The organism is Streptomyces sp. NPDC006326 (assembly GCF_040612915.1).
Taxonomy (GTDB): Bacteria; Actinomycetota; Actinomycetes; order Streptomycetales; family Streptomycetaceae; genus Streptomyces.
Window position 1 is genome coordinate 1 of the sequence record NZ_JBEXRC010000038.1, and the last position, 21,593, is coordinate 21,593.

24 protein-coding genes are annotated in these 21,593 nt (G+C 75.7%); 17 read left to right on the forward strand and 7 right to left on the reverse strand.

Going from position 1 to position 21,593, the window contains the following annotated elements:
* Positions 1 to 604 precede the first annotated feature (604 nt).
* Positions 605 to 1,501, forward strand: coding sequence for an oxygenase MpaB family protein (locus tag ABZ128_RS25685; RefSeq protein ID WP_356851177.1), 897 nt, complete (start codon positions 605 to 607; stop codon positions 1,499 to 1,501).
* Here the strand turns inward: ABZ128_RS25685 and ABZ128_RS25690 are convergent.
* Complete coding sequence (locus tag ABZ128_RS25690; protein ID WP_356851178.1) at positions 1,474 to 2,148, reverse strand: DUF6766 family protein; 675 nt, start codon at positions 2,146 to 2,148, stop codon at positions 1,474 to 1,476. The genes ABZ128_RS25685 and ABZ128_RS25690 overlap by 28 nt on opposite strands.
* A 117-nt stretch (positions 2,149 to 2,265) precedes the next feature.
* Positions 2,266 to 2,721 (reverse strand): hypothetical protein, encoded by a 456-nt coding sequence (locus tag ABZ128_RS25695; RefSeq protein WP_356851179.1) that lies wholly within the window; start codon positions 2,719 to 2,721, stop codon positions 2,266 to 2,268.
* Between the two features lie 205 nt (positions 2,722 to 2,926).
* Here ABZ128_RS25695 and ABZ128_RS25700 point away from each other — a divergent pair, with 205 nt between their 5' ends.
* The 3 genes from ABZ128_RS25700 to ABZ128_RS25710 all read left to right on the forward strand — a co-directional run bounded on the left by ABZ128_RS25700 (position 2,927) and on the right by ABZ128_RS25710 (position 4,571).
* Positions 2,927 to 3,232 (forward strand): hypothetical protein, encoded by a 306-nt coding sequence (locus tag ABZ128_RS25700; RefSeq protein WP_356851180.1) that lies wholly within the window; start codon positions 2,927 to 2,929, stop codon positions 3,230 to 3,232.
* Positions 3,229 to 3,666 (forward strand): VOC family protein, encoded by a 438-nt coding sequence (locus tag ABZ128_RS25705; protein WP_356851181.1) that lies wholly within the window; start codon positions 3,229 to 3,231, stop codon positions 3,664 to 3,666. Before ABZ128_RS25700 ends, ABZ128_RS25705 begins: the two co-directional genes overlap by 4 nt.
* Before the next feature lie 173 nt (positions 3,667 to 3,839).
* Positions 3,840 to 4,571: a UdgX family uracil-DNA binding protein gene (locus ABZ128_RS25710; protein ID WP_356851182.1), complete on the forward strand. Its 732-nt coding sequence runs from the start codon at positions 3,840 to 3,842 to the stop codon at positions 4,569 to 4,571.
* Positions 4,572 to 4,654: 83 nt separating this feature from the next.
* Here ABZ128_RS25710 and ABZ128_RS25715 read toward each other — a convergent pair whose 3' ends face one another.
* Both ABZ128_RS25715 and ABZ128_RS25720 read right to left on the reverse strand, forming a co-directional pair.
* Complete coding sequence (locus ABZ128_RS25715; protein WP_356851183.1) at positions 4,655 to 5,035, reverse strand: hypothetical protein; 381 nt, start codon at positions 5,033 to 5,035, stop codon at positions 4,655 to 4,657.
* A gap of 55 nt (positions 5,036 to 5,090) precedes the next feature.
* A complete protein-coding gene (locus ABZ128_RS25720; RefSeq protein WP_356851184.1) occupies positions 5,091 to 5,414 on the reverse strand; it encodes a plasmid stabilization protein in 324 nt (107 codons plus the stop codon).
* A gap of 295 nt (positions 5,415 to 5,709) precedes the next feature.
* Between ABZ128_RS25720 and ABZ128_RS25725 the strand changes: the two genes are divergently transcribed.
* The 11 genes from ABZ128_RS25725 (at position 5,710) to ABZ128_RS25775 (ending at position 17,124) form a co-directional block, all read left to right on the forward strand.
* Positions 5,710 to 5,985: an isoamylase early set domain-containing protein gene (locus ABZ128_RS25725; protein WP_356851185.1), complete on the forward strand. Its 276-nt coding sequence runs from the start codon at positions 5,710 to 5,712 to the stop codon at positions 5,983 to 5,985.
* A gap of 191 nt (positions 5,986 to 6,176) precedes the next feature.
* Positions 6,177 to 7,139 (forward strand): UDP-glucuronic acid decarboxylase family protein, encoded by a 963-nt coding sequence (locus ABZ128_RS25730; RefSeq protein ID WP_356851186.1) that lies wholly within the window; start codon positions 6,177 to 6,179, stop codon positions 7,137 to 7,139.
* Between the two features lie 35 nt (positions 7,140 to 7,174).
* Positions 7,175 to 8,830 (forward strand): carbamoyltransferase C-terminal domain-containing protein, encoded by a 1,656-nt coding sequence (locus ABZ128_RS25735; RefSeq protein ID WP_356851187.1) that lies wholly within the window; start codon positions 7,175 to 7,177, stop codon positions 8,828 to 8,830.
* An 8-nt stretch (positions 8,831 to 8,838) separates the two neighbouring features.
* Complete coding sequence (locus tag ABZ128_RS25740; RefSeq protein ID WP_356851250.1) at positions 8,839 to 9,900, forward strand: glycosyltransferase; 1,062 nt, start codon at positions 8,839 to 8,841, stop codon at positions 9,898 to 9,900.
* A 104-nt stretch (positions 9,901 to 10,004) separates the two neighbouring features.
* Positions 10,005 to 10,601 (forward strand): HAD-IIIA family hydrolase, encoded by a 597-nt coding sequence (locus tag ABZ128_RS25745; protein ID WP_356851251.1) that lies wholly within the window; start codon positions 10,005 to 10,007, stop codon positions 10,599 to 10,601.
* Positions 10,598 to 11,686 carry a glycosyltransferase family 9 protein gene (locus ABZ128_RS25750; protein ID WP_356851188.1) on the forward strand — a complete coding sequence of 363 codons (1,089 nt, stop codon included), beginning with the start codon at positions 10,598 to 10,600 and terminating at the stop codon, positions 11,684 to 11,686. The genes ABZ128_RS25745 and ABZ128_RS25750 overlap by 4 nt, the downstream gene beginning before the upstream one ends.
* On the forward strand, positions 11,683 to 12,645 hold the full coding sequence (locus ABZ128_RS25755; protein WP_356851189.1) for a glycosyltransferase: 963 nt from the start codon (positions 11,683 to 11,685) through the stop codon (positions 12,643 to 12,645). The genes ABZ128_RS25750 and ABZ128_RS25755 overlap by 4 nt, the downstream gene beginning before the upstream one ends.
* Positions 12,642 to 13,895 carry a glycosyltransferase gene (locus ABZ128_RS25760; RefSeq protein WP_356851190.1) on the forward strand — a complete coding sequence of 418 codons (1,254 nt, stop codon included), beginning with the start codon at positions 12,642 to 12,644 and terminating at the stop codon, positions 13,893 to 13,895. Before ABZ128_RS25755 ends, ABZ128_RS25760 begins: the two co-directional genes overlap by 4 nt.
* Positions 13,896 to 14,022: 127 nt before the next feature.
* Entirely contained in the window at positions 14,023 to 14,673 is a 651-nt protein-coding gene (locus tag ABZ128_RS25765; protein ID WP_356851191.1) for an SIS domain-containing protein, read from the forward strand.
* A complete protein-coding gene (gene rfaE2 / locus ABZ128_RS25770) occupies positions 14,670 to 16,067 on the forward strand; it encodes a D-glycero-beta-D-manno-heptose 1-phosphate adenylyltransferase (RefSeq protein ID WP_356851192.1) in 1,398 nt (465 codons plus the stop codon). Before ABZ128_RS25765 ends, rfaE2 begins: the two co-directional genes overlap by 4 nt.
* A gap of 25 nt (positions 16,068 to 16,092) precedes the next feature.
* Positions 16,093 to 17,124, forward strand: coding sequence for a glycosyltransferase family 9 protein (locus ABZ128_RS25775; protein WP_356851193.1), 1,032 nt, complete (start codon positions 16,093 to 16,095; stop codon positions 17,122 to 17,124).
* A gap of 69 nt (positions 17,125 to 17,193) precedes the next feature.
* Here ABZ128_RS25775 and ABZ128_RS25780 read toward each other — a convergent pair whose 3' ends face one another.
* Positions 17,194 to 18,474, reverse strand: a complete 1,281-nt coding sequence (locus tag ABZ128_RS25780) for an MFS transporter (RefSeq protein WP_356851252.1) — start codon at positions 18,472 to 18,474, stop codon at positions 17,194 to 17,196.
* 491 nt (positions 18,475 to 18,965) lie between these two features.
* On the opposite strand from ABZ128_RS25780, the gene ABZ128_RS25785 reads away from it, so the two are divergent.
* Positions 18,966 to 19,712, forward strand: coding sequence for an SDR family oxidoreductase (locus ABZ128_RS25785; RefSeq protein ID WP_356851194.1), 747 nt, complete (start codon positions 18,966 to 18,968; stop codon positions 19,710 to 19,712).
* A 60-nt stretch (positions 19,713 to 19,772) separates the two neighbouring features.
* Here the strand turns inward: ABZ128_RS25785 and ABZ128_RS25790 are convergent, their stop codons facing one another.
* Positions 19,773 to 20,015 carry a DUF6480 family protein gene (locus tag ABZ128_RS25790; protein WP_356851195.1) on the reverse strand — a complete coding sequence of 81 codons (243 nt, stop codon included), beginning with the start codon at positions 20,013 to 20,015 and terminating at the stop codon, positions 19,773 to 19,775.
* A gap of 74 nt (positions 20,016 to 20,089) precedes the next feature.
* Positions 20,090 to 20,476 (reverse strand): hypothetical protein, encoded by a 387-nt coding sequence (locus ABZ128_RS25795; RefSeq protein ID WP_356851196.1) that lies wholly within the window; start codon positions 20,474 to 20,476, stop codon positions 20,090 to 20,092.
* 251 nt (positions 20,477 to 20,727) lie between these two features.
* Here ABZ128_RS25795 and ABZ128_RS25800 point away from each other — a divergent pair, with 251 nt between their 5' ends.
* A complete protein-coding gene (locus ABZ128_RS25800) occupies positions 20,728 to 21,579 on the forward strand; it encodes an SDR family oxidoreductase (protein WP_356851253.1) in 852 nt (283 codons plus the stop codon).
* Positions 21,580 to 21,593 lie beyond the last annotated feature (14 nt).

A 21,593-nucleotide genomic window follows, 5' to 3' on the forward strand; every position in this document is an offset into this window, starting at 1 on the left:
GTTGTGGCGCGCTTGCCGGACGCCACAACCGGCCCCGCAGCTCAGCGCCCTCAGCGCAGCCCCTCCGAGCCGCGCCACCGACCTGAACGCTCTCTGCGCCGACGGCCCGAGGCCAGGTGCCCGTGGCCGCCCAGCCCTCAGCGGCGGAGCCCGGCCTCACCGCCTCGCTCCTACGGCCCGCCCCCGGGCCCCTCAGAGCCGTCGGCGGCGCAGCCGCCCGCCGCAGTTCGCGCTGCGTGTCGACGGCCCGGTCGGCCAGGCGCCCGGTGCGGCCGCGGGCCGTGCGGGCCCCTGCCCTCGGCGGGAGCGCCGCCTCGCTCCTCCAGCTCGCCACCGGCCCCCTCAAAGCCGTTGGCGGCGTAGCCGCGGCCCGCGCCGCAGGCGGACCGAGGGACTATGCGTCGCGCTGCCCGGCATGGCCGCGCCGCACGCTGACGTACACCCGGCCCCCGGGAGCGACTCGCCCCACGCGCCCGGGGCGGCCCGCCCGGGCGCCTGCGGCCGGTCGGAGGCCGGGCCCTCGGGGCCGCCGGGCGCGGCATGGGGCAGGGCAGCGGACGCAGGTCGTCGGGCGATCGGTGAGGGCCGTGCCGACAATGGAGGGGTGAACGTGTCGGCGCCCGCCCTGGAGCGGTTGCGGGAGCAGCTCGGCCGGGGTCTGTTCGCCCGGGTCGCGGGACCCGCCGGGCCGAGCAACCGGGCGCGGATCCACGGGACGCCGGGGCCGCGGTGGTTCGGTCCGGAGCGGCCCGTCCGCCGGGTCCACGGGGACGCCTCGATGTTCATCGGCGGGCTGAGCGCCCTGCTGCTGCAGTCGCTGCACCCGCTGGCCATGGCCGCGGTGGCGGCGCATTCCGGGTACCGGGGCGACCCCTGGGGCCGGCTCCAGCGCACGAGCACCTTCCTGGCCGTGACCACCTTCGGTACCGCCGCGGACGCCGAGGCGGCCGTCGCCCGGGTGCGGGCCGTCCACGAGGGGGTGCGCGGGGTGACCGACGACGGGCAGGCCTACTGGGCGGCGGATCCGCACCTGCTCGGCTGGGTCCACGTGGCCGAGGTCGACTCCTTCCTGCGGGCCCACCAGCTGTACGGGGTCCGGCCGCTGGACGCGGCGGGCTGTGATGCCTACGTCGCCGACACCGCGCGGGTGGCCCGGGCCCTGGGGGTGTGCGACCCGCCGCGCGACCGGGCCGGGCTCGACCGGCGGCTGGCGGCCTACCGGCCGGAGCTGCGCGCGGGCCGTGAGGCGCGGGAGGCGGCGCGGTTCCTGCTGCTGCATCCGCCGCTGCCCCTGGCGGTACGCCCCGCGTACGCGGTGCTGGCGGCGAACGCGCTGGCCGTGCTGCCCCCGTGGGCCCGCGAGCTGCTGGGGACCCCCTGCCCACCCGTCCTGGAGCGGGCCTGCGTACGACCGGCCGGCAAGCTGCTCACCGGCGGTATCCGGTGGGCCATGCGCCAGCCCGTCGCGGCGGCTCAGCCCTCCACTCCCGTGGCGTCGTGAGGGGATCCGACCGGCTTCGACTCGGGGGAGCCGCGTTGGCGCAGGTAGACGGAGAGGATGGCCATCGAGGCCACGGCCAGGAACTCGGACTGCCAGTTCTGCAGGGTCCGCGACCAGAAGTCCGCGGAGGTGACGTACTGGCCCCAGCCGATCGGGTCCTGGAGGTCGCGCAGCTGCTGCTCGTCGTAGGCGGCCGTGCCCGCGATGGACTGGGCCGTCCAGGACAGCACGAACAGTACGGCCATCACGATGCCGAGGGACCGGGAGAACAGGCTGGTGCGCCAGCCCCTGGTCGCAGCCCAGCGCGGCGAGTCGTCCTCGGCGTTCCGGCCGATCTTCTGCTTGCGGTCCGATTCGGTGCCGGCCTGGTCGAGCGGCTTGGACTCGGGCGAACCCCGTTGCAGCAGCCACACGGTGGCGAAGATGAAGAGGAAGAACTGCAGGTACTCCGACTGCCAGTTCTCCGCGACGTCGACCGCGAAGTCCGAGGAGGTCAGGTAGGCGAGGAAGCTCACACGCTGGAGGCCGTCGGTCGCAAGACGGTTGTTGAAGTCGGCGCAGCCCGCGACGGCCTGTCCCGTCAGGGCGAGCAGGAAGGCCAACCCGAAGGCCAGGGTGAGGGAGTTGTCCCGCAGAAACCGGCGCATGTGCACTCCTTCCTCAGGCGCGGGGCTCAGCGCTGCATCAGTCCGATGGCGCTGAAGTAGACCACCCCGCCTACCACGACGAGCAGGCACAGTACGAACAGTGCGCGCATGGCTGACTCATCCGCCCTTCACCGTGCACTCGTAGGGCCGGCCTGGCTGTGGCTCACAGCCCGCGGCGACCACTTTCCAGGCGGCACCGAACTGTGACAGGAACAGCGTGTCGCCGGGCGTGACCACCTGGGCCTGGCGGCCGTAGACGTTCACCCGGTCCGGCCGTCCCGCCTGCGGCAGGTCCATTCCGGCCAGTGCGTCCGGGCACGCCTTCTCTTCCGAGCTCTCCACCTCGGCGCGGGTCTGCGGGGCCAGGGCCGCGCATGCCGCGGAGAAATCCCGGGCCTTCACGGCGGCTTCGAAGGACACGGCCGCCGACCTGGCGTCGGCGCCGCGCTCGTCCGCCGTGCCGCACGCGGTCAGGAGGCCCGCCGTGGAGAGGGCCGCCGCAGCGAGGGCAAGGGCCGGCCGGCGCGGCGCCCGCAGGACGGGGGCCCTGCGGGCTCGGTGCTTCCGGGACATGGTTCGCACGATCCGCGGCTACCCATCGAAGCGCCTCTTACACACTTCACCCTGTATTGATGATGTTTAAACCGAAATGAAGGGGATCATCTCGTTTCTGCGGCACTCGCATGGCCGCCAGGGCGTACGGGTAGCCGCACCTCGGAACATCCGCCGCGGCGGAGGGCGCCTCCCTCCGCCGCGGCCACGGAAGAAGGCGAGTGCCATGGGCTGGGCATCATGGACGACGCGGTCGGTGGTCACCGGCCGTGGAGGGGTGGACACCGTGGAGGCAGGCGTGCTCCGCGGGGAACTGGACATCCACACCAGCTGGTCTGACGGGCTGGCAGCCGTGGCGGTCCGCCCGCATGGAGGCTCCCGCTGGTTCACGGTGGCGGGCAGCCCTGCGCCGTGTGCGACCGGTTACGCCAGTCGTCGCCTGCACGACGCCGTCATCGCGGCGGCACAGGGCGACGGGCCCGCGTCGCTCGCCGGGCGCCGGCCCGGGCAGCGGCGCGAAGCGGCCGTATGAGCGGCGGCACCGGGAGCCGGACCGGCGGAACCGGGATCGGCGGGACCGGGATCCACGTCCTGAGCAGCAGGATCCTGCTGCGCCCGACGGACCCGGAGCGGTCCCGCGCCTTCTACGGCGACACCCTGGGGCTCGCCGTCTACCGGGAGTTCGGCACCGGCCCCGAGCGGGGCACGGTCTACTTCCTCGGCGGCGGGTTCCTGGAGGTGTCGGGCCGCGGCGACGAGCCGCCCGCCCCGGGGCTGCGGCTGTGGCTCCAAGTCGCCGACGTGCAGGCGGCGTACGAGGGCCTGCGGGAGCTGGGGGCACAGGTGCTGCGGCCGCCCCTGCGCGAGCCCTGGGGGCTGGTCGAGATGTGGATCGCCGACCCCGACGGCGTGCGCATCGCGGTGGTGGAGGTGCCGGCGGACCACCCGCTGCGCTACCGCCCGTGAGAGGGGCGCCCGCCGGCAGGCATGCGTGCCCGGATGACGGGTACGGGCCGGTTGTGGACCTCCGGGTCGGACAGCACCATGCGAGCACGCACGAAGGAGGTGTCCCGCCGTGATCACCCAGGCAGACCGCAGGCCGGCGGGCGGGGACCTCGTCCGCGGCGAGGAGGAGCGCGATGGAGCCGAGCAAGCGGACGGGCCCGGCCGAGCCCGAAGGACACGAGCTTGAAGGACACGAACCCGAAGGACACGAACCCGAAGGGCAGGGGTACGACGCGAGCCCCTATCTGCCGCGGCGCGGCGGCCTCGAAGCCCTGCGGCGGGCTGCCGGCGGCTGCCGGGGCTGTCCGCTGTTCCAGAACGCGACGCAGACGGTGTTCGGCGCCGGGCCGGCGCGTGCCCGGCTGGTCCTGGTCGGTGAACAGCCCGGCGACCAGGAGGACCGGCAGGGCGAGCCCTTCGTGGGCCCGGCCGGGCGGCTGCTGCACAAGGCGCTCGCGGAGGCCGGGCTGGGCGAGGAGGACGCCTACGTCACCAATGCGGTCAAGCACTTCAAGTTCACGCTGGACGCGCGCGGCAAGCGCCGGATCCACAAGGCGCCGAGCCTGCGCGAGATGACCGCCTGCCGGCCGTGGCTGGCGGCCGAACTGCGCGTGATCGCTCCGGAAGTGGTGGTCGTACTGGGCGGTACGGCGGGCAAGGCGCTGTTCGGCTCTTCGTTCCGGGTGGGCGAGCGGCGGGGGGTGCTGCTGCCGATGCCCGCGCTGGACGGCGAGGAGCCGGGCACGGGGCACGGGCAGCTGCTGGCGACGGTGCACCCCTCGGCGGTCCTGCGGGCCGACGACCGGGAGGGGGCGTACCGCGGGCTGGTCGCGGACCTGTCCGTGGCCGCGACCGCGCTGGAGTGAGGCGGTCCGACGGCGCCGCCGACGGGCCTGGAGTGAGGCGGTCGGACACCGCGGCCAAGTCCCTGCGCGGTGCGGCGAGCCGGTCACGCCGAGCTGACCAGTACGTCGACCTCCTTTTCCTGGTCACCCGCCACCGTCCCCTTCCCGACGACCGTGAAGGAGTCCGCCAGGAAGTCCAGGACGTGGTCCACCGCCCTCGGGCCGCCCTGCAGCCCGACCCGTACGGTGCCGTCCAGCGGCACCGGCCCGATCGGGCGGGGCGGTTTCGAGGCGTCGACGGTCGCGCTCCACACGGTGGCGCTCCCGGGCGGTCCGGCCTCGGTGGCGACACCCCCCGCCGGGGCGGCCGGATCCAGCGGAAAGGCGCGTTCGAGCATGTCGATGACGGCGCGGCCGGCCTCCTGGGCGCACTCGGTGGCGGTGACCACCACTTCTCCGGCCGGCTGGCCCGTTTCACCCGTCATGGGCTTACCGCCTTTCCTCTCCGGTGCCCCGGCACGACCGCCGGGGTACTCCCGATCAGTCCCCCAGGGCCTTCTTGAGCTGCTGCTTGTTCATCGTGGAACGGCCTTCGATGCCGCGCTTCTTCGCCTCCTCGTACAGCTCGTCGCGGGTGCGTTCCGAGGAGCCGCCGCCGGAGCGCTGGCCTCCGCGCTGGGAGGAGGACTTGCCCTGGGTGGAGCTGCGGCTGGAGGACGAGGCCTCGCCGGAACGTGCCCGCTCCTTGTTGACGGTGCGGCCCGCCATCTCCTTCGCCCGGTCCTCGGACATGCCGCGCTTCTCGCCGGACTCCTTGATGTGCTCGTACTGCCGTTCGCGCTTGCCGCTGGAACCTCGGGGCATCAGGGTCTCCTTGTTCGGGGGGAGGGTGCACCGCCATGCTGCGAGCAACCGCCCGCTTCCGCACGCCGGGTCGGCCACCTGGAGGTGTGCGGGCCTCCCCGCCGGGTCCGCGACCCCGCCCGCCACCCCGCCCGCTGCCCTGCGGAGCGGTCGGCACGCGCTCTTCCGTACGGGTTGGCCGTACGGGTGAAACCCCGTGCCGACCCCGTGCCCCGCCGCGGCGGCCCCCTCCCCGGTGCCACAGTGGACGGGCTCATTCCGGCCGCCATCGGCCGCCATCTCAGAGGGGCTTCACGTGCTCGAACGCAAGCGTCGCAAGAACGGCACCGAGATCACCTTCGTCCTTCCGGCGGACACGCCGCCCGGGCCGGTCAGCGTGGTCGGCGACTTCAACGGGTGGCAGCCGGGCGTCCATGTGCTGACCCCCCGCAAGGACGGCCACCGTGCCGTCACCGTCGAACTCCCCGAGCGCAAGACGCACTCCTTCCGCTATCTGGCCGCGGGTGACTACTGGTTCAACGACGAGCACGCCGACGGTCACGACGGCACGAACAGCCACCTCCACACCTGAGCGAGCCGGCCCTGCCGGTCCTGACGTCGGGTGCGGGTGATCACCCGAATGCGGCAGCCTGAATGCCGGAAGTGCGCGCACGGGGCACGCTGAGAGCGTCTCCTGCCGCACTTCCGGCTTCTGGTGCGGACGGCGCCGCTGCCCCGCTGCGGGGTGCGCCGTACGCACGCCCTCCTCCCGAGGAGATCACCATGGGCACTTCCCCGGCGCCGCGCTGGTCGCACGCCGTCGTCACGGGCGGGGCGGGCTTCGTCGGCTCGCACCTGTGCTCCGCCCTCCTGGCCGCGGGCACCGCGGTCACCTGCGTGGACGACTTCAGCACGGGTCGGCGCGCGAACATAGCCGACTTGACCGGCCGTGAGGGCTTCACCCTGTACGAGGCGGACGTCTCGCGGCCGTTCGGCATCGACCGGCCGCCCGACCTCGTCCTGCACCTGGCCTCCCCGGCGTCCCCGGCCGACTATCTGCGGTTGCCCGTCCACACCTTGGAAACCGGCAGCCTCGGCACCCGCAACGCCCTGGAGCTCGCCCACAGCACGGGAGCCCGCTTCGTCCTCGCGTCGACCTCCGAGGTCTACGGCGATCCGCACGAGCATCCGCAGAACGAGCGGTACTGGGGCAACGTCAACCCGATCGGACCGCGCAGCGTCTACGACGAGGCGAAACGCTTCGGCGAGGCGCTGACCATGGCCCACGCCTCGGCGCTGGGCACCGACGCCGCCATCGTGCGCCTGTTCAACACCTACGGTCCGCGCATGCGGGGCTACGACGGCCGGGCCGTTCCCACCTTCATCCGGCAGGCGCTGACGGGCGCGCCGCTGACCGTCACGGGTGACGGCCTGCAGACCCGCTCGCTGTGCTACGTCGACGACACCGTCGCGGGCATCCTGGCGATGGCCGCCCACGGCATGCGGGGGCCGGTGAACATCGGCAACCCCGACGAGCTGACCATGCTCGAACTGGCCCGCCGGATCATCGCGCTCACCGGATCCGCCTCGGAGATCTCCTTCATCGAGCGGCCCACGGACGATCCGGCCGTGCGCTGCCCGGACATCACCCTGGCCAAGGACAAGCTGCAGTGGGAGCCGCAGGTGGCGGCCGAGGAAGGCCTGCGCCGCACCATCGACTGGTTCCGCGCCCACGGCGACAGCTGACACCGGCGCCCTCCTGCCGAAAGGCCCATGAAGCCATGCGCATTCTCGGGATCAACGCTCTCTTCCACGATCCGGCCGCCGCGCTCGTCATCGACGGCCGCACGGTCGCCGCCGCCGAGGAGGAACGATTCTCCAGGCGCAAGCACGGCAAACGGCCGGTGCCGTTCTCCGCCTGGGAACTTCCGGAGCAGGCCGCCGCCTGGTGCCTGCACCGGGCCGGACTGCGCCCCCAGGACCTCGACCTCGTGGCGTACTCCTACGATCCGGCCCTGGCTCTGCCCGCCGAGGCCATGGGTCTGGACGACCCGTGGGACCACCTGCGCCAGACCTACGCCCGCCAGGCCCCCGGCTTCCTCGCGGCCGCCCTGCCGGGACTCGACCCCGGCCTCGTCCGCTTCGTGCCCCACCACATGGCGCACGCCGCGTCCGCGGCCTTCGCCGCCGAGGACGCCGAGCGCTGTTCCGTGCTGGTCCTCGACGGTCGCGGGGAGCGCGCCTCGCACCTGGCGGCGCGCCGCACCGGCAGTCGGCTGGAGCCGCTGCACACCCAGGAACTGCCGCACTCCCTCGGGCTGGTGTACGAGGAACTCACCGCACACCTCGGCTTCCTGAGGTCCTCCGACGAGTTCAAGGTGATGGCCCTGGCCTCGCACGGCACCCCGCGGATGCTCGCCGAACTGCGCCGCCACGTCCACCCGACCGGAGACGGCGGATTCCGCGCCACCTCCGTCCCCTGGCACGAGTACTGCCCGCCGCGCGGCCCCGAGGAGCCCTGGACGCAGGCCCACGCGGATGTCGCCGCGAGCGCGCAGGCCGTCCTGGAGGAGACGCTGCTCGACCTGGTGCGCTGGCTCCACGGCCGCACCCACGACGACGTGCTCACGCTCGCCGGCGGCGTCGCCCTCAACTGCGTGGCCAATTCCCGCATCGCCCGCGAGGGCCCCTTCTCGCGCGTCTGGGTACAGCCCGCGGCGGGTGACGCCGGCACCGCGCTCGGCGGGGCCCTGCTGCTCGCCTCGGGCGAGGGCGAGGATCCCGAGCCGATGGCCGGGGCGGATCTCGGCCGCGACTGGTCGGACGCCGAGCTCGGCGCCTGGCTGAAAACGGCCGCAGTGCCCTTCGAACGGCCCACGGACATCGCCGCGACCGTCGCCGAGGCGCTGGCCGACAACGCCATCGTCGCCTGGTTCCAAGGACGTTCGGAGTACGGGCCGCGGGCGCTCGGCCACCGCTCCCTGCTGGCGCACCCCGGGCACGCCGGCAACCTGGAGCGGCTGAACGACGTGAAGGGCCGCGAGCAGTTCCGGCCGGTGGCCCCCATGGTGCTCGCCGACCGGGCAGCCGAGATCTTCGAAGGCCCGCTGCCCAGCCCGTACATGCTCTTCGTCCACGACGTCGCGCCCGGCTGGCGCGAGCGCATCCCGGCCGTCGTCCACGTCGACGGGACGGCCCGGATCCAGACCGTCGATCCGGCGCGCGAGCCCCTCGTCGCGCGCATGCTCACCGCTTTCGAGCAGCGCACCGGACTGCCCGTGGTGGTCAACACCAGCCTCAACACGGCCGGCCGGCCCATGGTGGACGACCCGCGCGACGCGCTGGAGTGCTTCGGCTCCTCGCCGGTCGACCTGCTGGCCATCGGGCCGTACGCCATCCGGCGCGGCGGCCTCTTCCGCCCCGGGGAGGGAGGGTGAAGACGCTGATGCAGGACCCGGCGCCCCCGTACGCGGTGGTCGTCCCGACGATCGGGCGTCCGAGCCTGCGCGCCTGCCTGGAGGCCCTGGCCGCCTCCGCCGGCCCGCGGCCGCAGAAGATCGTCCTCGTCCACGACCGCCCGGGGGCCGACGGCACGCCCGGCGCCCTCGACGTCCCCGAGGCGCTGCGCCCGCTCACCACCGTGGTGGCCGGAGCGGCGGCGGGCCCCGCCGCGGCCCGCAACACCGGAGCCCGCGCCGCCGGGCAGGTGCCCTGGATCGTCTTCCTGGACGATGACGTGGTGCCCGGCCCGACCTGGGCCGAGGACCTCGCCCACGATCTGGCCTCCGCCTCCCGCGACACCGCCGCGGTCACCGCCCGCATCGAGGTACCGCTGCCGCCCGGGCGCCGCCCCACCGACTGGGAGCGCAACACCGCAGGACTGGCCACCGCGCAGTGGATCACCGCGGACATGGCCTTCCGGCGGGAGGCGCTGGAAGCCGCCGGCGGTTTCGACGAGCGCTTCCGGCGGGCCTTCCGCGAGGACGCCGACCTGGCGCTGCGCCTGCTGGACGGCGGCTGGACCCTGGCCCCGGGCACCCGCCGCACCACGCACCCGGTCCGGCCCGCCGACCGCTGGGTGTCCGTACGCCTTCAGGCGGGCAACGCCGACGACGTCCTGATGAGCCGCCTGCACGGGCCCGGCTGGTGGTCCAGGGCCGCGGCCCCGCGCGGGCGCCTGCCCCGCCACCTCGCGGTGAGCACCGCGGCCGGAGCGGCCGTGTGCTGCGCGCTGCTCGGCCGGTCCGCAGCCGCGGCGGTGTGTGCGGCCGGCTGGTTCGCCGGCACCGCCGAGTTCGCCGCCGCGCGGATCGCGCCGGGCCCCCGCACCCGGCGCGAGGTCGCCACGATGGCGGCCACCAGCCTGCTGATCCCGCCCGCGGCCACCTGGCACTGGCTGCGCGGCCATGCCCTGCACCGCCGGGCCCGGCCGCTGGGTCCGGCGCGGCCGCCCGCGGCCCGGCCCGCCGCGCCGGGGGAACCCGTACGGGAGCAGGTGGCGCCGTGAGCGGGCGGGCTCCCGGGCAGCGGCTGCCCGGCGTACGGGGCGCGGCCGGCCAGGGGCCCTGGCTGTGGGGCGGACGCGCCACCGTACGGACCCCGCGCGGCGCAGTGGCCGCAAGCACCCTCCCGGACGCCGTCCTCTTCGACCGCGACGGCACCCTCGTCGTGGACGTGCCCTACAACGGCGACCCGGAGCGGGTCCGGCCCATGCCCGGCGCCCGCGCCGCCGTCGCCCGCCTGCGCGGTCTCGGCGTGCCGGTCGGCGTGGTGAGCAACCAGTCGGGTGTGGGGCGCGGGCTGCTGACCCGTCGGCAGGTCCAGGCGGTACGGCGCCGCGTGGACGCCCTGTTCGGCCCGTTCGCCCTGTGGGCGGTGTGCCCGCACGGCCCCGACGCCGGCTGCGGCTGCCGCAAGCCCGCGCCCGGCCTCGTCCTCGCCGCCTGCGAGCGGCTCGGCGCGGCGCCGCGGCGCACCGTGGTGGTCGGCGACATCGGCGCCGACGTACAGGCCGCCCGGGCCGCCGGGGCGCGCTCCGTGCTGGTGCCGACGCCGGTGACCCGGCCCGAGGAGATCGAGGCGGCCGAGGTCTCGGCCCCGGACCTGCCGGAGGCCGTCCGGCTCATCCTGGACCCCGACGGCCTCCCCGGAACCCCCGGCGGCCGTGGGCCCACCGGCGGCGACCCCGGCCCGGGCGGTGCCCCGTGACCGCCCCGCGCAGCCTCGTCGTACGCCTGGACAGTGCGGGTGACGTCCTGCTGTCCGGACCGGCGGTACGGGCCGTGGCGGCCGGGTCCTCCCACACCACCCTGCTGTGCGGGCCGCAGGGCGCCCCCGCGGCGCGGCTGCTGCCCGGGGTGGACCAGGTGCTGGTGTACGAGGCTCCGTGGGTCGGGCTGGCACCGGGCCGGACCTCGCGCGAGGAGTGCGGGCTGCTGGTGGACGCCCTGGCGGCGGGCCGCTTCGAGCGCGCCCTCATCCTCGTCTCCCACCACCAGAGCCCCCTTCCGGCCGCCCTGCTGCTCGCCCTCGCCGGGGTCGAGCAGGTGGCGGCCGACTGCGAGGACTACCCCGGATCCCTGCTCGCGCTGCGGCACCACCGACGGCCCGGCCGGCACGAGGCCGAGGCCGCGCTCGACCTGGCACGGGACTTCGGGTTCCCGCTGCCGGAGGGCGACGACGGGGCGCTGCGCGTGTGCGCGCCCCCCGACACCAGCCGGCTGACCGGCCCCGAGCCGTACGTGGTGCTGCATCCGGGGGCGGCGGTGGCCGCCCGTTCGTGGAGTCCGGCCCGGGCCGCGGACGCCGCGGCGGCCCTGCACGGGGCCGGCCACCGGGTGGTGATCACCGGCAGCGCCGCCGAGAAGGAGCTGACCGCCGCCGTGGCGGGCCGCCACGGGCTCGACCTCGGCGGCGTCACCCGGGACCTGCACGAGCTGGCGGGCGTCCTGGCCGGGGCCGGGGCCGTGGTGGCGGGCAACACCGGTCCCGCGCACCTGTCCGCGGCGGTCGGCACGCCCGTGGTCTGCCTGTTCGCCCCCGTGGTGCCGGCCGAGCGCTGGCGCCCGTACCGCGTACCGCACGTGCTGCTCGGGGACCAGCAGGCCGCCTGCGCCGGAAGCCGGGCCCGGGAGTGCCCGGTCGCCGGACACCCCTGCCTCGACACGGTGGGTGATGCCGAGGTGCTCGCGGCGGTGGCCGCGCTCCTGGAGCGCGCTCCCGCAGGCCCCGCGGCCGGGCGTTCCGCCCGGGCCGCCGGTGTGCGCCCGACCGATCGAGGAGCGATCGCATGAACATCCTGCTCTGGCACGTGCACGGATCCTGGACCACCGCGTTCGTCCAGGGCCCGCACACCTACCTCGTGCCCGTCACCCCCGACCGGGGCCCCGACGGGCTCGGGCGCGCGCAGACCTTCAGCTGGCCGGACTCGGTCCGCGAGGTGAGCCCCGGGGAACTGGCCCGGACCCCGGTGGACCTCGTCGTCCTGCAGCGGCCGCACGAGGAGGAGCTGGCCCGGAGCTGGCTGGGGCGGCGGCCGGGACGGGACGTACCGGCGGTCTACCTGGAGCACAACGCCCCGGACGGCGACGTGCCCGCCACCCGGCACCCGTGCGCCGACCGCGACGACCTGGTGCTGGTGCACGTCACCCACTTCAACCGGCTGTTCTGGGACGGGGGACGCACCCGCACCGAGGTGATCGAGCACGGCATCGTCGACCCCGGCCACCTCTACACCGGCCGGCTCCCCCGGGCCGCCGTCGTCGTCAACGAGCCCGTACGGCGCGGCCGGTACACGGGCACGGACCTGCTGCCCGCACTGGCACAGGCCGCGCCGCTGGACGTGTTCGGCATGCGCACCGAGGGCCTGGCCGCCCACCTGGGGCTGGCCGCCGAGCGCTGCACCTCCCACGAGCTGGCGCAGCGGCAGCTGCACGCGGCGATGGCGCAGCGCCGCCTGTACCTGCACCCCGTGCGCTGGACCTCGCTGGGGCTGTCCCTGCTGGAGGCCATGCACCTGGGCATGCCTGTCGTGGCACTGGCCACCACGGAGGCCGTCGAGGCCGTACCGCCGGGCGCCGGGGTCCTGTCCACCCGTCCCGAGGTCCTGGCCCGGGCCGCCCGGCACTACCTGGAGGACCCGCGGGCCGCGGCCGAGGACGGGGCCCGTGCCCGGCAGGCGGCCCTCGAACGGTACGGCCTCAAACGCTTCCTGGACGACTGGGAGCGCCTGATGACGGAGGTACGGTCATGACTCTGCCCACCACTTCCCGGTCCGGGAACGGCACCCTGTCGGTCGCCCTGGTCTCCGAGCACGCGAGCCCCCTCGCCACCCTGGGAGGAGTCGACGCGGGCGGGCAGAACGTGCACGTGGCCTGCCTGGCCGGGGCGCTGGCCGACCGCGGCCACCAGGTCACCGTCTACACCCGCCGGGACGACCGGAACCTGGCCGTCCGACATCGGCTGCGGCCCGGCGTGGAGGTCCACCACGTCCCGGCCGGACCCCCGCACCCGCTGCCCAAGGACGAACTTCTGCCCCACATGCGGGAATTCGGCCAGCACCTGCTCGGCCTGTGGCGGACCCGCGCCCCCGACCTGGTGCACTCGCACTTCTGGATGTCCGGCCTCGCCTCGCTGCAGGCCGCACGGCACCTGCGGCTGCCGCTGCTGCACACCTACCACGCGCTCGGCACCGTCAAGAGGCGCCACCAGGGCGGCGCCGACACCAGCCCGCCGGACCGGATCGCCTGTGAGCGCGAGGTGGGACTGGGCTGCGACCGCGTCGTGGCCACCTGCCGGGACGAGATCGCCGAGCTCGCCCTGATGGGCATCCCCGCCGACAAGGCCGACCTGGTGCCCTGCGGGGTCGACACCGAGCGGTTCCGGCCCGACGGGCCGGTCGCGGAACGCACCGCCGCGTACCCGTACCGGCTGCTCCAGCTGGGCCGGATCGTCCCGCGCAAGGGGGCCGCCGTGTCCATCGCCGCGCTCGCCCTGCTGCCGGAGGCGGAGCTGCTGGTGGCGGGCGGGCCGCCGCCCGGCCGGCTCGGCGCCGACCCGGAGGTGCGCCGGCTGCGCGCCCTGGCGCAGGACGCCGGGGTCGCCGACCGGGTCCGGTTCCTGGGCGGAGTCCCGTGCGAGGAGGTGCCCGCGCTGATGCGCAGCGCCGACGTGGTGCTCTGCCCGGCCGACTACGAGCCCTTCGGCATCGTGCCGCTGGAGGCGATGGCGTGCGGGCGGCCGGTGGTGGCCAGCGCCGTCGGCGGGCAGCTGGACACGGTCGCCGACGGCGAGACCGGGCGGCTGGTGCCCCCCGGCGACCCGCGGGCGCTGGCCGACGCCGTCGCCGCCCTGCTGGCCGATGCGGCCCTGCGCCGGGCGTACGGGGCGGCCGGACGCCGCCGGGTGCTGAGCCGCTACGGCTGGGACCGGGTGGCGGCGGCGACCGAGTCGGCGTACCGCTCGGCGCTCGGTGCGCGGCTCGCCGTCGCAGGGCCCGGGTGAGGTGCGGCTGCGCCTCCCGTCCCCCGACGGCCGCAGGACCCGGGCCGTCCCCACCGACCCGCCCCACAGGACCGATGCGTGAAGGAGGTGGGGCGCGGCCGCTCCCCGGAGCAGCCGCCCCGACGCCATGAACCGATCACCCCTGCCCGACGCGGATGCCCACCAGCACTGCCGGTCCCTCCAGGACGCACTGGAGCGACTGCGCCACGACGGCCTCGACCGCCTCACCCGCTGGGGCGGCCGGCTCGCCGCCGTCCTGCCCGCCGGAGGCCGGCTCCTCGCGGCCGGCAACGGCGGCAGCGCCGCCCAGGCCCAGCACCTGACCGCGGAATTGGTCGGCCGGTACCGCCGGGAACGGCCCGCCTACTCGGCCATCGCCCTGCACGCGGAGACCTCCAGCGTGACCGCGATCGGCAACGACTACGGATTCGAGCACGTCTTCGCCCGCCAGGTGGCGGCCCACGGCCGGGACGGCGACGTGCTGGTCCTGCTGTCGACGTCCGGCCGCAGCACCAACCTGCTGGCGGCGGCGATGACGGCCCGCTCGGCCGGCATGGAGGTGTGGGCGCTCACCGGGGCGGCCCCGAACCCCCTGGCCGAGGCCGCCGACGAGGCACTGTGCATCGACGCGTCCGCCACCGCCACGGTGCAGGAAGCCCACCTCGTGGCCGTGCACCTGCTGTGCGAGTCCTTCGACACGGCCCTCGGCGGGAACGGCCCGCGCCGGGGCACCCGTACCGCCGCACGCCCCGCCACCCCGGTCAGGAGGACGTCATGACCTCACCCCAGCCGCTCGTCGTCGTCGGCGACGTCCTGCTCGACCACGACATCGCCGGAGTCGCCGGCCGGCTCACCCCCGACGGACCCGCACCGGTCGTCGACGTCACCACCGACCTCTGCCACCCCGGCGGCGCCGGGCTGGCCGCCGTCCTGGCGGCCCGGTCGGGCCGCGAGGTGGTGCTGGTCACCGCGCTCGGCGAGGACGCCGCCAGCCAGAGCGTCCGCGACGGCCTGCGCGGGCGGGTACGGCTCGTGGAGCTCCCCCTGGACGGCACCCTGCCCGTCAAGACCCGGGTGCTGGCCGGCGGCCGCCCGCTGGTGCGGATCGACCGCGGCGGCGGCGAGGTCGGGCCCGCCACCGGGGCCGTGCGGGAGGCGCTCGCCGGCGCACGCGCCGTCCTGGTCGCCGACTACGGCCGGGGCACCGCCGAGGCCGTACGCCCGATGCTCGCCGAGGCGGCGCACCGCGTGCCCCTCGTGTGGGATCCGCACCCGCGGGGCGGAGCTCCCGTGCCGGGGGCCCGGCTGGTCACCCCGAACGCCGCCGAGGCCGCCGCGCTCAGCCCGGACGAGGGCGACTCGCTGGGGGCCCACGCCCGGCGGGGCGCCGAGCTGGCCGAACGCTGGGCCGCGGCCTCGGTCGCCGTCACCCTCGGCGACCGGGGCGTGCTGCTGGCCCGGGCGCGCTCCACCGCGCCGATGCTCGTCCCGGCGCCTTACCGGGCCGCCGGCGATCCGTGCGGCGCCGGTGACTGCTTCGCCGCGCTCGCGGCGGCCGCGCTCGCCGACGGCGCCCTGCCGGAGGAGGCGGTCCAGCAGGCCGTGGCGGGAGCGGCCGCGTTCGTGGCGGCGGGCGGCGCCGGCGACCCCGCGCTGTGGGAGGGCCCGGCCGCCGGCGCCGACCCGCGCGCGGACGACGACGTCTTCGCGCTCGCCGAGGCCGTACGGGCGCGCGGCGGCACGGTCGTGGCCACCGGCGGCTGCTTCGACCTGCTGCACGCGGGGCACGTCGGCCTGCTGGACAGTGCGCGGCGGATCGGGGACTGCCTGATCGTGTGCGTGAACTCGGACGACTCCCTCAGGCGGCTCAAGGGGCCGGGGCGGCCGCTGACGCCGCTGGAGGACCGGATGCGCGTCCTGGCGGCCCTGGGCAGCGTGGACGCCGTGGTCGCCTTCGAGGAGGACACCCCGGCGGTACTGCTGCACTCCCTGCGGCCCGACGTGTGGGTCAAGGGCGGCGACTACTCGGCGGAGGACCTCCCGGAGGCCTCGGTGCTGCGGGCCTGGGGCGGCCAGGCGGTGGTCCTGCCCTACCTCGACGGCCGCTCCACGAGCCGCCTCGCCCGCCGGGCCGCGCACGCCGCGACCGTCGGCAGCGGTGAGAGCGGCTGAGGGCCGGGGCCGGCGGGGACGGGCGATGACACGGGCCGGTGAGCCGGGCCGGGCGGCCTCCGAAGGGCCGCCCCGCGGGCCCAGTGTGCTGGTGCTGCGGGCGCTGGGGCTGGGCGATCTACTCACGGCCGTGCCGGCGCTGCGCGCCCTGCGGCGGGCGCTGCCCCGCCACGAGCTCGTCCTGGCCGCCCCCGACCGGCTGGCCGAGGCGGCCCGCGCCACCGGGCTGGTGGACCGCCTGCTGCCCGCGTCCGCGCCGGGACGCGCCGTCCCGGGCGAGCTGGGCTGGTCCGGGCCGCCGCCCGACATCGGGGTCGACCTGCACGGCAACGGGCCCCCGAGCCGTCTGCTGCTCCAGCGGCTGCGGCCGCGCCGGCTGTTCGGCTTCCGGCATGCCGAGCTGCCGGAGGTCACCGGGCCGCATTGGCGTGCCGACGAGCACGAGCGGGTGCGCTGGTGCCGGCTGCTGCGCTGGTACGGCATCCCCGCCGATCCCGATGCGCTGCGGATCCCGCGGCCCGTGCGGTCCTCGCCGGCGCCGGGGGCGGTCCTGGTGCATCCGGGGGCGGATGCGGCGGCCCGGCGCTGGCCCGCGGCCCGGTTCGCGGCGGTGGCCCGCGCACTGGCCGCGCAGGGCCACCGGGTGCTGGTCACCGCGGGGCGGGGCGAGGGAGCGCTGGCGCGGGAGGTGGCCGCGCTGGCGCAGCTGCCGCCCGGGGCCGTGGTGGGAGGGGCCGAGGACGTTCCGTTCGGAGAGCTGGCCGCGCTGGTGGCGCAGGCCCGGTGCGTGGTGGTGGGCGACACGGGCCTGGCGCACCTCGCTTCGGCGCTCGGTACGCCGTCGGTGGTCCTCTTCGGACCGGTGGCGCCCCGGCTGTGGGGTCCGCCGCCGGCCGGCCCGCACCGGGTGCTGTGGCATCCCGCTCCCGGCGACGACCCGCTGCGGCCCGGCGACGCCCACGGGCCGGCCCCCGACCCCCGGCTGCTCCGGATCACGGTGGACGAGGTCCTGGCGGCCGTACGGACCCTGGCGGGGCGGGAGCCGTACCTGCGGTGACGCCCCGCCCAGGGGAGCCCGGGCGGGGCGTTTCGGACCGCCCCGGTCGGTCCGCGTACGAGAGGCGCGTCAGGCTGCGGTGCCCAGGGCGGGGCGGGTGGCGGCCGGGACGGGGTCGGTGGCGATGAGGACCGGGGTCGGGCGGGGGCGGCGGCCGCGGAGCAGGTAGCCCGAGGCGACGGCGGCCGTGACGACCAGCCCGCCGGCCACGAGCGCGGTCCGGACGCCGGCCAGTTCCATCATCAGGCCCAGCGTCGGCGGCGCCGCGAGGCCCCACACCGTACGGATGCTGGACCAGGCGCCGAGCACGCGGCCCCGCATGCGGGCGGGCGGGTCGGTCTGCAGCACCGTGGACTGGGCGGTGTCGGCGACGGACTCGGCCACCGCCATCGGCAGGACCAGGACGAGCAGCACGGCCAGGGACGGGGAGAGGCCCGCCAGGATCTGGAGCAGTCCGCCCGCGGCCGTCAGGACACCGACGAGCCGGACGCTCGGCCGGTGCAGCCGGGCCCCCAGCACCGCGCCGAGGATGCCGCCCACGGCGAGGACCGTGGAGACCTTGCTGAAGGAGGAGGCGTCGCCGGCGAGCGGCCCGGTGACCAGCACCACGAGGGTGAGGGAGTAGTTGCGGCCGAAGAGCGCGCTGATGCCGTTGAGGGCCGCCAGGGCGACCAGCCGGGGACGGCCCATGAAGAAGGCCAGCCCCTGCCGGGCGCTGAGGGCCTCGGCCTCGGCCTCGGGCTGCGGGGCGGGCACGCCCTCGGCGCGGGCCCGCTCCGGGGCCCGCTCGTGGGGCTCTGCGGGCCGGGCTGCCTTGAGGAAGGGGATGACGCACGCCACGAACAGGAAGGACAGGCCGTTGGCCGCGTAGGCGGCGGCCGTGCCCAGCACACCCACGGCCACTCCGGCGAGCGCGGCGCCCGCCAGCCGGCCGGCGCTGTGCACGAGCGAGCCGACACCGATGGCGGAGGGCACGTCCTGCGTGCGCACGAGGTCGTTGCCGAGCAGGGCGCAGGCGGGGCCGTCGACCGTGGCGATGAGGCCGGTGACCGCCGCCAGGGCCATCAGCAGGGGGAGGTTCAGCTGGTCGAAGGCGACCAGGACGGCCGTCACCAGGGCCACCGCCCCCAGCAGTGCCTGGCCGACCGCGGCGGTCAGCTTCCGCGGCCAGCGGTCGACGGCGGCGCCTCCGGCGAGGCCGAGCAGCAGGCCGGGCGCCACCTGGATGGAGACGGACAGTCCGGTGGCGGCGGCCGAGCCCGTGATCTGGAGCACGAGCAGGTTCTGCACCGTCAGCTGCATCCACGTGCCCGCGTTGGACACGAAGTTGGCCACGGCCCACCAGCGCATGCTGCGGTAGCGCAGCGAGCGCCACGGAGAGCGGTCGGGCGTGGCGGAGGGCGGGGTCTGGACGGCGGCGTGCGAGGGCGTGGTGGAGGAGGAAGACACAGGGATACCCGGGACGGAGCGCGGAGCTCGGCTGGCGAGGAAGGAGTGGGGAACGCGCGCTCCGGGGCCGCCTTCGCGAAGGGTGGGCGGCGGGCAGGGGCAGGGAACGGTCCCGGCGGACCATGGTGGCAGAAGCTGCCGGGCCCGTGCCGGTGCCGTGGGCCACATCCGGCGCCGTCGGGGCGGACACCCCTTGGGGTGGCTGGGCCGGTTCTCCGTCCGTGGGTTTGCTCACAGGGCCCCGGCGCTCACCCCCGGCCGGCCCTCCGTGCCGCCCTGCGGCCTAATCCGGGGTGCCGGCCGGGGCGCCGCTGGCGACAGTGGGGAGCGAAGCGCCGTCCGGCGCGCGGTGGATGTGTCCGGGCGGACGGGACTCCGACGGAAGGCAGCGGATGAGCAGCGCGGCGTACGTGGATCTGCACGGAAAACAGGCACTGGTGACCGGCGGGGCCCGCGGGCTGGGCGCCGCGATCTGCCGGCGGCTGGCCGCGGCGGGAGCCTCGGTCCTCGTGGCCGACGTACGCCGGGACCTGGCGAAGGAGCTGTGCGAGGACCTGATGGCCCAGGGGCTCCAGGCCCGGTACGTCGAGCTGGACGTCTGCGATCCGGGTGCCGTCGCCGACGTGTTCCGGGACCTGGACGAGGCCGGCCGGGCGGTGGACGTCCTGGTCAACAACGCGGCGGTGGACGTGTCGAAGTCGGCCGAGCACCTGAGCGCGCAGGAGGTGACCCGGGTGGTCACCACCAATCTCCTCGGGCCGATGTACCTGTGCCTGGAGGGCTACCGCCGGATGGTGGCCCGCGGCGGCGGTCACATCGTCAACATCCTGTCCACGGCGTCGAACCGCACCTGGACCGAGGCCGGGCCGTATTCCGCCAGCAAGTCGGGGCTGCGGGCGTTCACGCACACGCTCTTCAAGGAGGCCCAGCGCGACTGTCTGGGCATCGGCGTGACCGGGATCATCGCGGGCGGGATGGAGACCGCGTTCATCCTGGAGCGGTTCCCGGACGCGGACGTGTCGATGCTGCAGAGCCCGGACGTGGTCGCCGACACGGTGCTGTACGCCCTGTCGGCGCCGTCGGGCAGTGTGGTGGGGGAGCTGGTCGTCGTACCGCGCAGGGAGCCTTCCTGGCCCTGATCCGGTCCCCCGGCCGGTGCCGGGACGGGCGTCGGGGCAGGGGGCGACCGGGGCGTCGGGTCAGAGGGCGACCACGATGCCGTAGATGAGGAAGAACAAGGCGCACAGGATGGCCAGCAGCACGATCACGGTGAGCGGACCGCCGGCCCACCCGCGCTTGGGCGGCCGGTGGGGTCCCGCGCCGGTGGCGGTACTGGCCTCGCCGGGTGGGGTCTCACCGGGCGGCACGCCGCCGCCCGGTTCGAGTCCCGGGGTCACGCGGGGGTCTGGGTCCGGGTTGCTTTCCGGGAATTCTTTGCTCATACAGGGCGGCTCCCCGTCCTGGGCGGCGTCATGCATGCCGCTTGGCCCGGGTCGCGGGGCTCTCGGGGAGCCCGTCAGCCCCGTCGGTGCTGCTCGGGCGGGTGCTGGGGGTCCACGCCGGTGAAGGCGTCGGCGTCCTTGCCCCCGCTGGGGCGCTGGGAGCGTCCCCGGGTGCCCAGGTCGTGGTGGCCCTTGTCGCCGCCGGACTTCTTGGAGACCTTCTCACCGCTGCGGCTGTCGCTCTTGACCGGGGTGCCCTCGTCGGCCTTCCGGTCCCGGGACGAGCGCGAGCGGGGCGCGGTGTCGGGGGTGTGCTCCTCGGTGTGGAACGAACGCCGGGCGCTGGGGTTCTCCTCCTGGTGCGTGGCGTCCACGTCGGGCGACCAGCCGTGCTGCTCGGTCCCCTGGTGCCTGCTGGGCCCCTCGCCGTGCGAGGGGTGTGACGTCGGCTGCTTGGACATGACCGGTCCGCCCTTCTCGAAGAAGCCTTGCGGCGGGCTTCTGCCCGCTCCTCCCGCGCCGAACCGGAATATCACCCTCCGGCAGTGGCGGGGCGCCCCGGCCGCAGGCATGGGCACCGTGAGCGAGGGCAGGCGCCCGCTGTCATCAGCCGTCGGACAGAGGAGGCCCGGTGGACGGCAACGCAGTGGCAGGCAGTGCGGCGGGGGGCGGCGCAGCGGAGGGCAGGGGCGGGGCGCCCGATCCGACCACCATGTACCCGCGCCCCGACTTCCCCCGCCAGGAGCAGGAGCCGCCGGGGCACACGGCGCCGATGGAACCGGTTCCCGACCACGGCGAGGGTTCGTACCGCGGCAGCGAGCTGCTCCTGGACCGCAAGGCGGTGATCACCGGCGGCGATTCCGGCATCGGCCGGGCCGTGGCCCTGGCCTTCGCCCGCGAAGGCGCCGACGTCCTCTTCTCGTACCTCCCCGAGGAGGAAGCGGACGCGGAGCAGACCACCCGCCTGGTGGAGGAGGCGGGCCGCAAGGCGGTTCCCGTGGCCTGCGACATCCGCGAGGAGCAGCAGTGTGCGGCGCTGGTGGAGCGGGCGGTGGCGGAGTTCGGCCGGATCGACGTCCTGGTCAACAACGCGGCGTACCAGATGGCGCAGTCCGACGGCATCAAGGCCATCACCACCGAGCAGTTCGACCGCGTCGTGCGCACCAACCTGTACGGCATGTTCTGGCTGTCGAAACTGGCCCTGGCCCACATGCCGGCCGGGGGCAGCATCATCAACACCACGTCCGTGCAGGCCTACAAGCCGAGCCCCGCCCTCCTGGACTACGCCATGACCAAGGGCGCCATCGTCACCTTCACCCAGGGCCTCGCCCAGATGGTGGCCGCGGACGGCATCCGGGTCAACGCCGTGGCTCCGGGCCCCGTGTGGACGCCGCTGATCCCCTCGACCATGCCGGACACCGCGGAGTTCGGAAAGCAGAGCCCGCTGGGCCGCCCCGCGCAGCCCGCGGAAATGGCCCCGGCGTACGTGTTCCTCGCCTCCTCCCGGGCGAGCTACGTGACGGCCGAGATCCTCAACGCGACCGGGGGGACCCCTCTCCCCTGACGCTTCTCCCCTGA

What these genes read in the sequence shown, in the direction of transcription:
- ABZ128_RS25690 (WP_356851178.1), bottom strand. Translation starts at nt 2,148, where the DNA reads ATGCGCCGGTTTCTGCGGGACAACTCCCTCACCCTGGCCTTCGGGTTG.
- ABZ128_RS25695 (WP_356851179.1), bottom strand. Translation starts at nt 2,721, where the DNA reads ATGTCCCGGAAGCACCGAGCCCGCAGGGCCCCCGTCCTGCGGGCGCCG.
- ABZ128_RS25700 (WP_356851180.1), top strand. Translation starts at nt 2,927, where the DNA reads ATGGGCTGGGCATCATGGACGACGCGGTCGGTGGTCACCGGCCGTGGA.
- ABZ128_RS25705 (WP_356851181.1), top strand. Translation starts at nt 3,229, where the DNA reads ATGAGCGGCGGCACCGGGAGCCGGACCGGCGGAACCGGGATCGGCGGG.
- ABZ128_RS25710 (WP_356851182.1), top strand. Translation starts at nt 3,840, where the DNA reads ATGGAGCCGAGCAAGCGGACGGGCCCGGCCGAGCCCGAAGGACACGAG.
- ABZ128_RS25715 (WP_356851183.1), bottom strand. Translation starts at nt 5,035, where the DNA reads ATGACGGGTGAAACGGGCCAGCCGGCCGGAGAAGTGGTGGTCACCGCC.
- ABZ128_RS25720 (WP_356851184.1), bottom strand. Translation starts at nt 5,414, where the DNA reads ATGCCCCGAGGTTCCAGCGGCAAGCGCGAACGGCAGTACGAGCACATC.
- ABZ128_RS25730 (WP_356851186.1), top strand. Translation starts at nt 6,177, where the DNA reads ATGGGCACTTCCCCGGCGCCGCGCTGGTCGCACGCCGTCGTCACGGGC.
- ABZ128_RS25735 (WP_356851187.1), top strand. Translation starts at nt 7,175, where the DNA reads ATGCGCATTCTCGGGATCAACGCTCTCTTCCACGATCCGGCCGCCGCG.
- ABZ128_RS25740 (WP_356851250.1), top strand. Translation starts at nt 8,839, where the DNA reads ATGCAGGACCCGGCGCCCCCGTACGCGGTGGTCGTCCCGACGATCGGG.
- ABZ128_RS25755 (WP_356851189.1), top strand. Translation starts at nt 11,683, where the DNA reads ATGAACATCCTGCTCTGGCACGTGCACGGATCCTGGACCACCGCGTTC.
- ABZ128_RS25760 (WP_356851190.1), top strand. Translation starts at nt 12,642, where the DNA reads ATGACTCTGCCCACCACTTCCCGGTCCGGGAACGGCACCCTGTCGGTC.
- ABZ128_RS25765 (WP_356851191.1), top strand. Translation starts at nt 14,023, where the DNA reads ATGAACCGATCACCCCTGCCCGACGCGGATGCCCACCAGCACTGCCGG.
- rfaE2 (WP_356851192.1), top strand. Translation starts at nt 14,670, where the DNA reads ATGACCTCACCCCAGCCGCTCGTCGTCGTCGGCGACGTCCTGCTCGAC.
- ABZ128_RS25775 (WP_356851193.1), top strand. Translation starts at nt 16,093, where the DNA reads ATGACACGGGCCGGTGAGCCGGGCCGGGCGGCCTCCGAAGGGCCGCCC.
- ABZ128_RS25780 (WP_356851252.1), bottom strand. Translation starts at nt 18,474, where the DNA reads ATGCGCTGGTGGGCCGTGGCCAACTTCGTGTCCAACGCGGGCACGTGG.
- ABZ128_RS25785 (WP_356851194.1), top strand. Translation starts at nt 18,966, where the DNA reads ATGAGCAGCGCGGCGTACGTGGATCTGCACGGAAAACAGGCACTGGTG.
- ABZ128_RS25790 (WP_356851195.1), bottom strand. Translation starts at nt 20,015, where the DNA reads ATGAGCAAAGAATTCCCGGAAAGCAACCCGGACCCAGACCCCCGCGTG.
- ABZ128_RS25795 (WP_356851196.1), bottom strand. Translation starts at nt 20,476, where the DNA reads ATGTCCAAGCAGCCGACGTCACACCCCTCGCACGGCGAGGGGCCCAGC.
- ABZ128_RS25800 (WP_356851253.1), top strand. Translation starts at nt 20,728, where the DNA reads ATGTACCCGCGCCCCGACTTCCCCCGCCAGGAGCAGGAGCCGCCGGGG.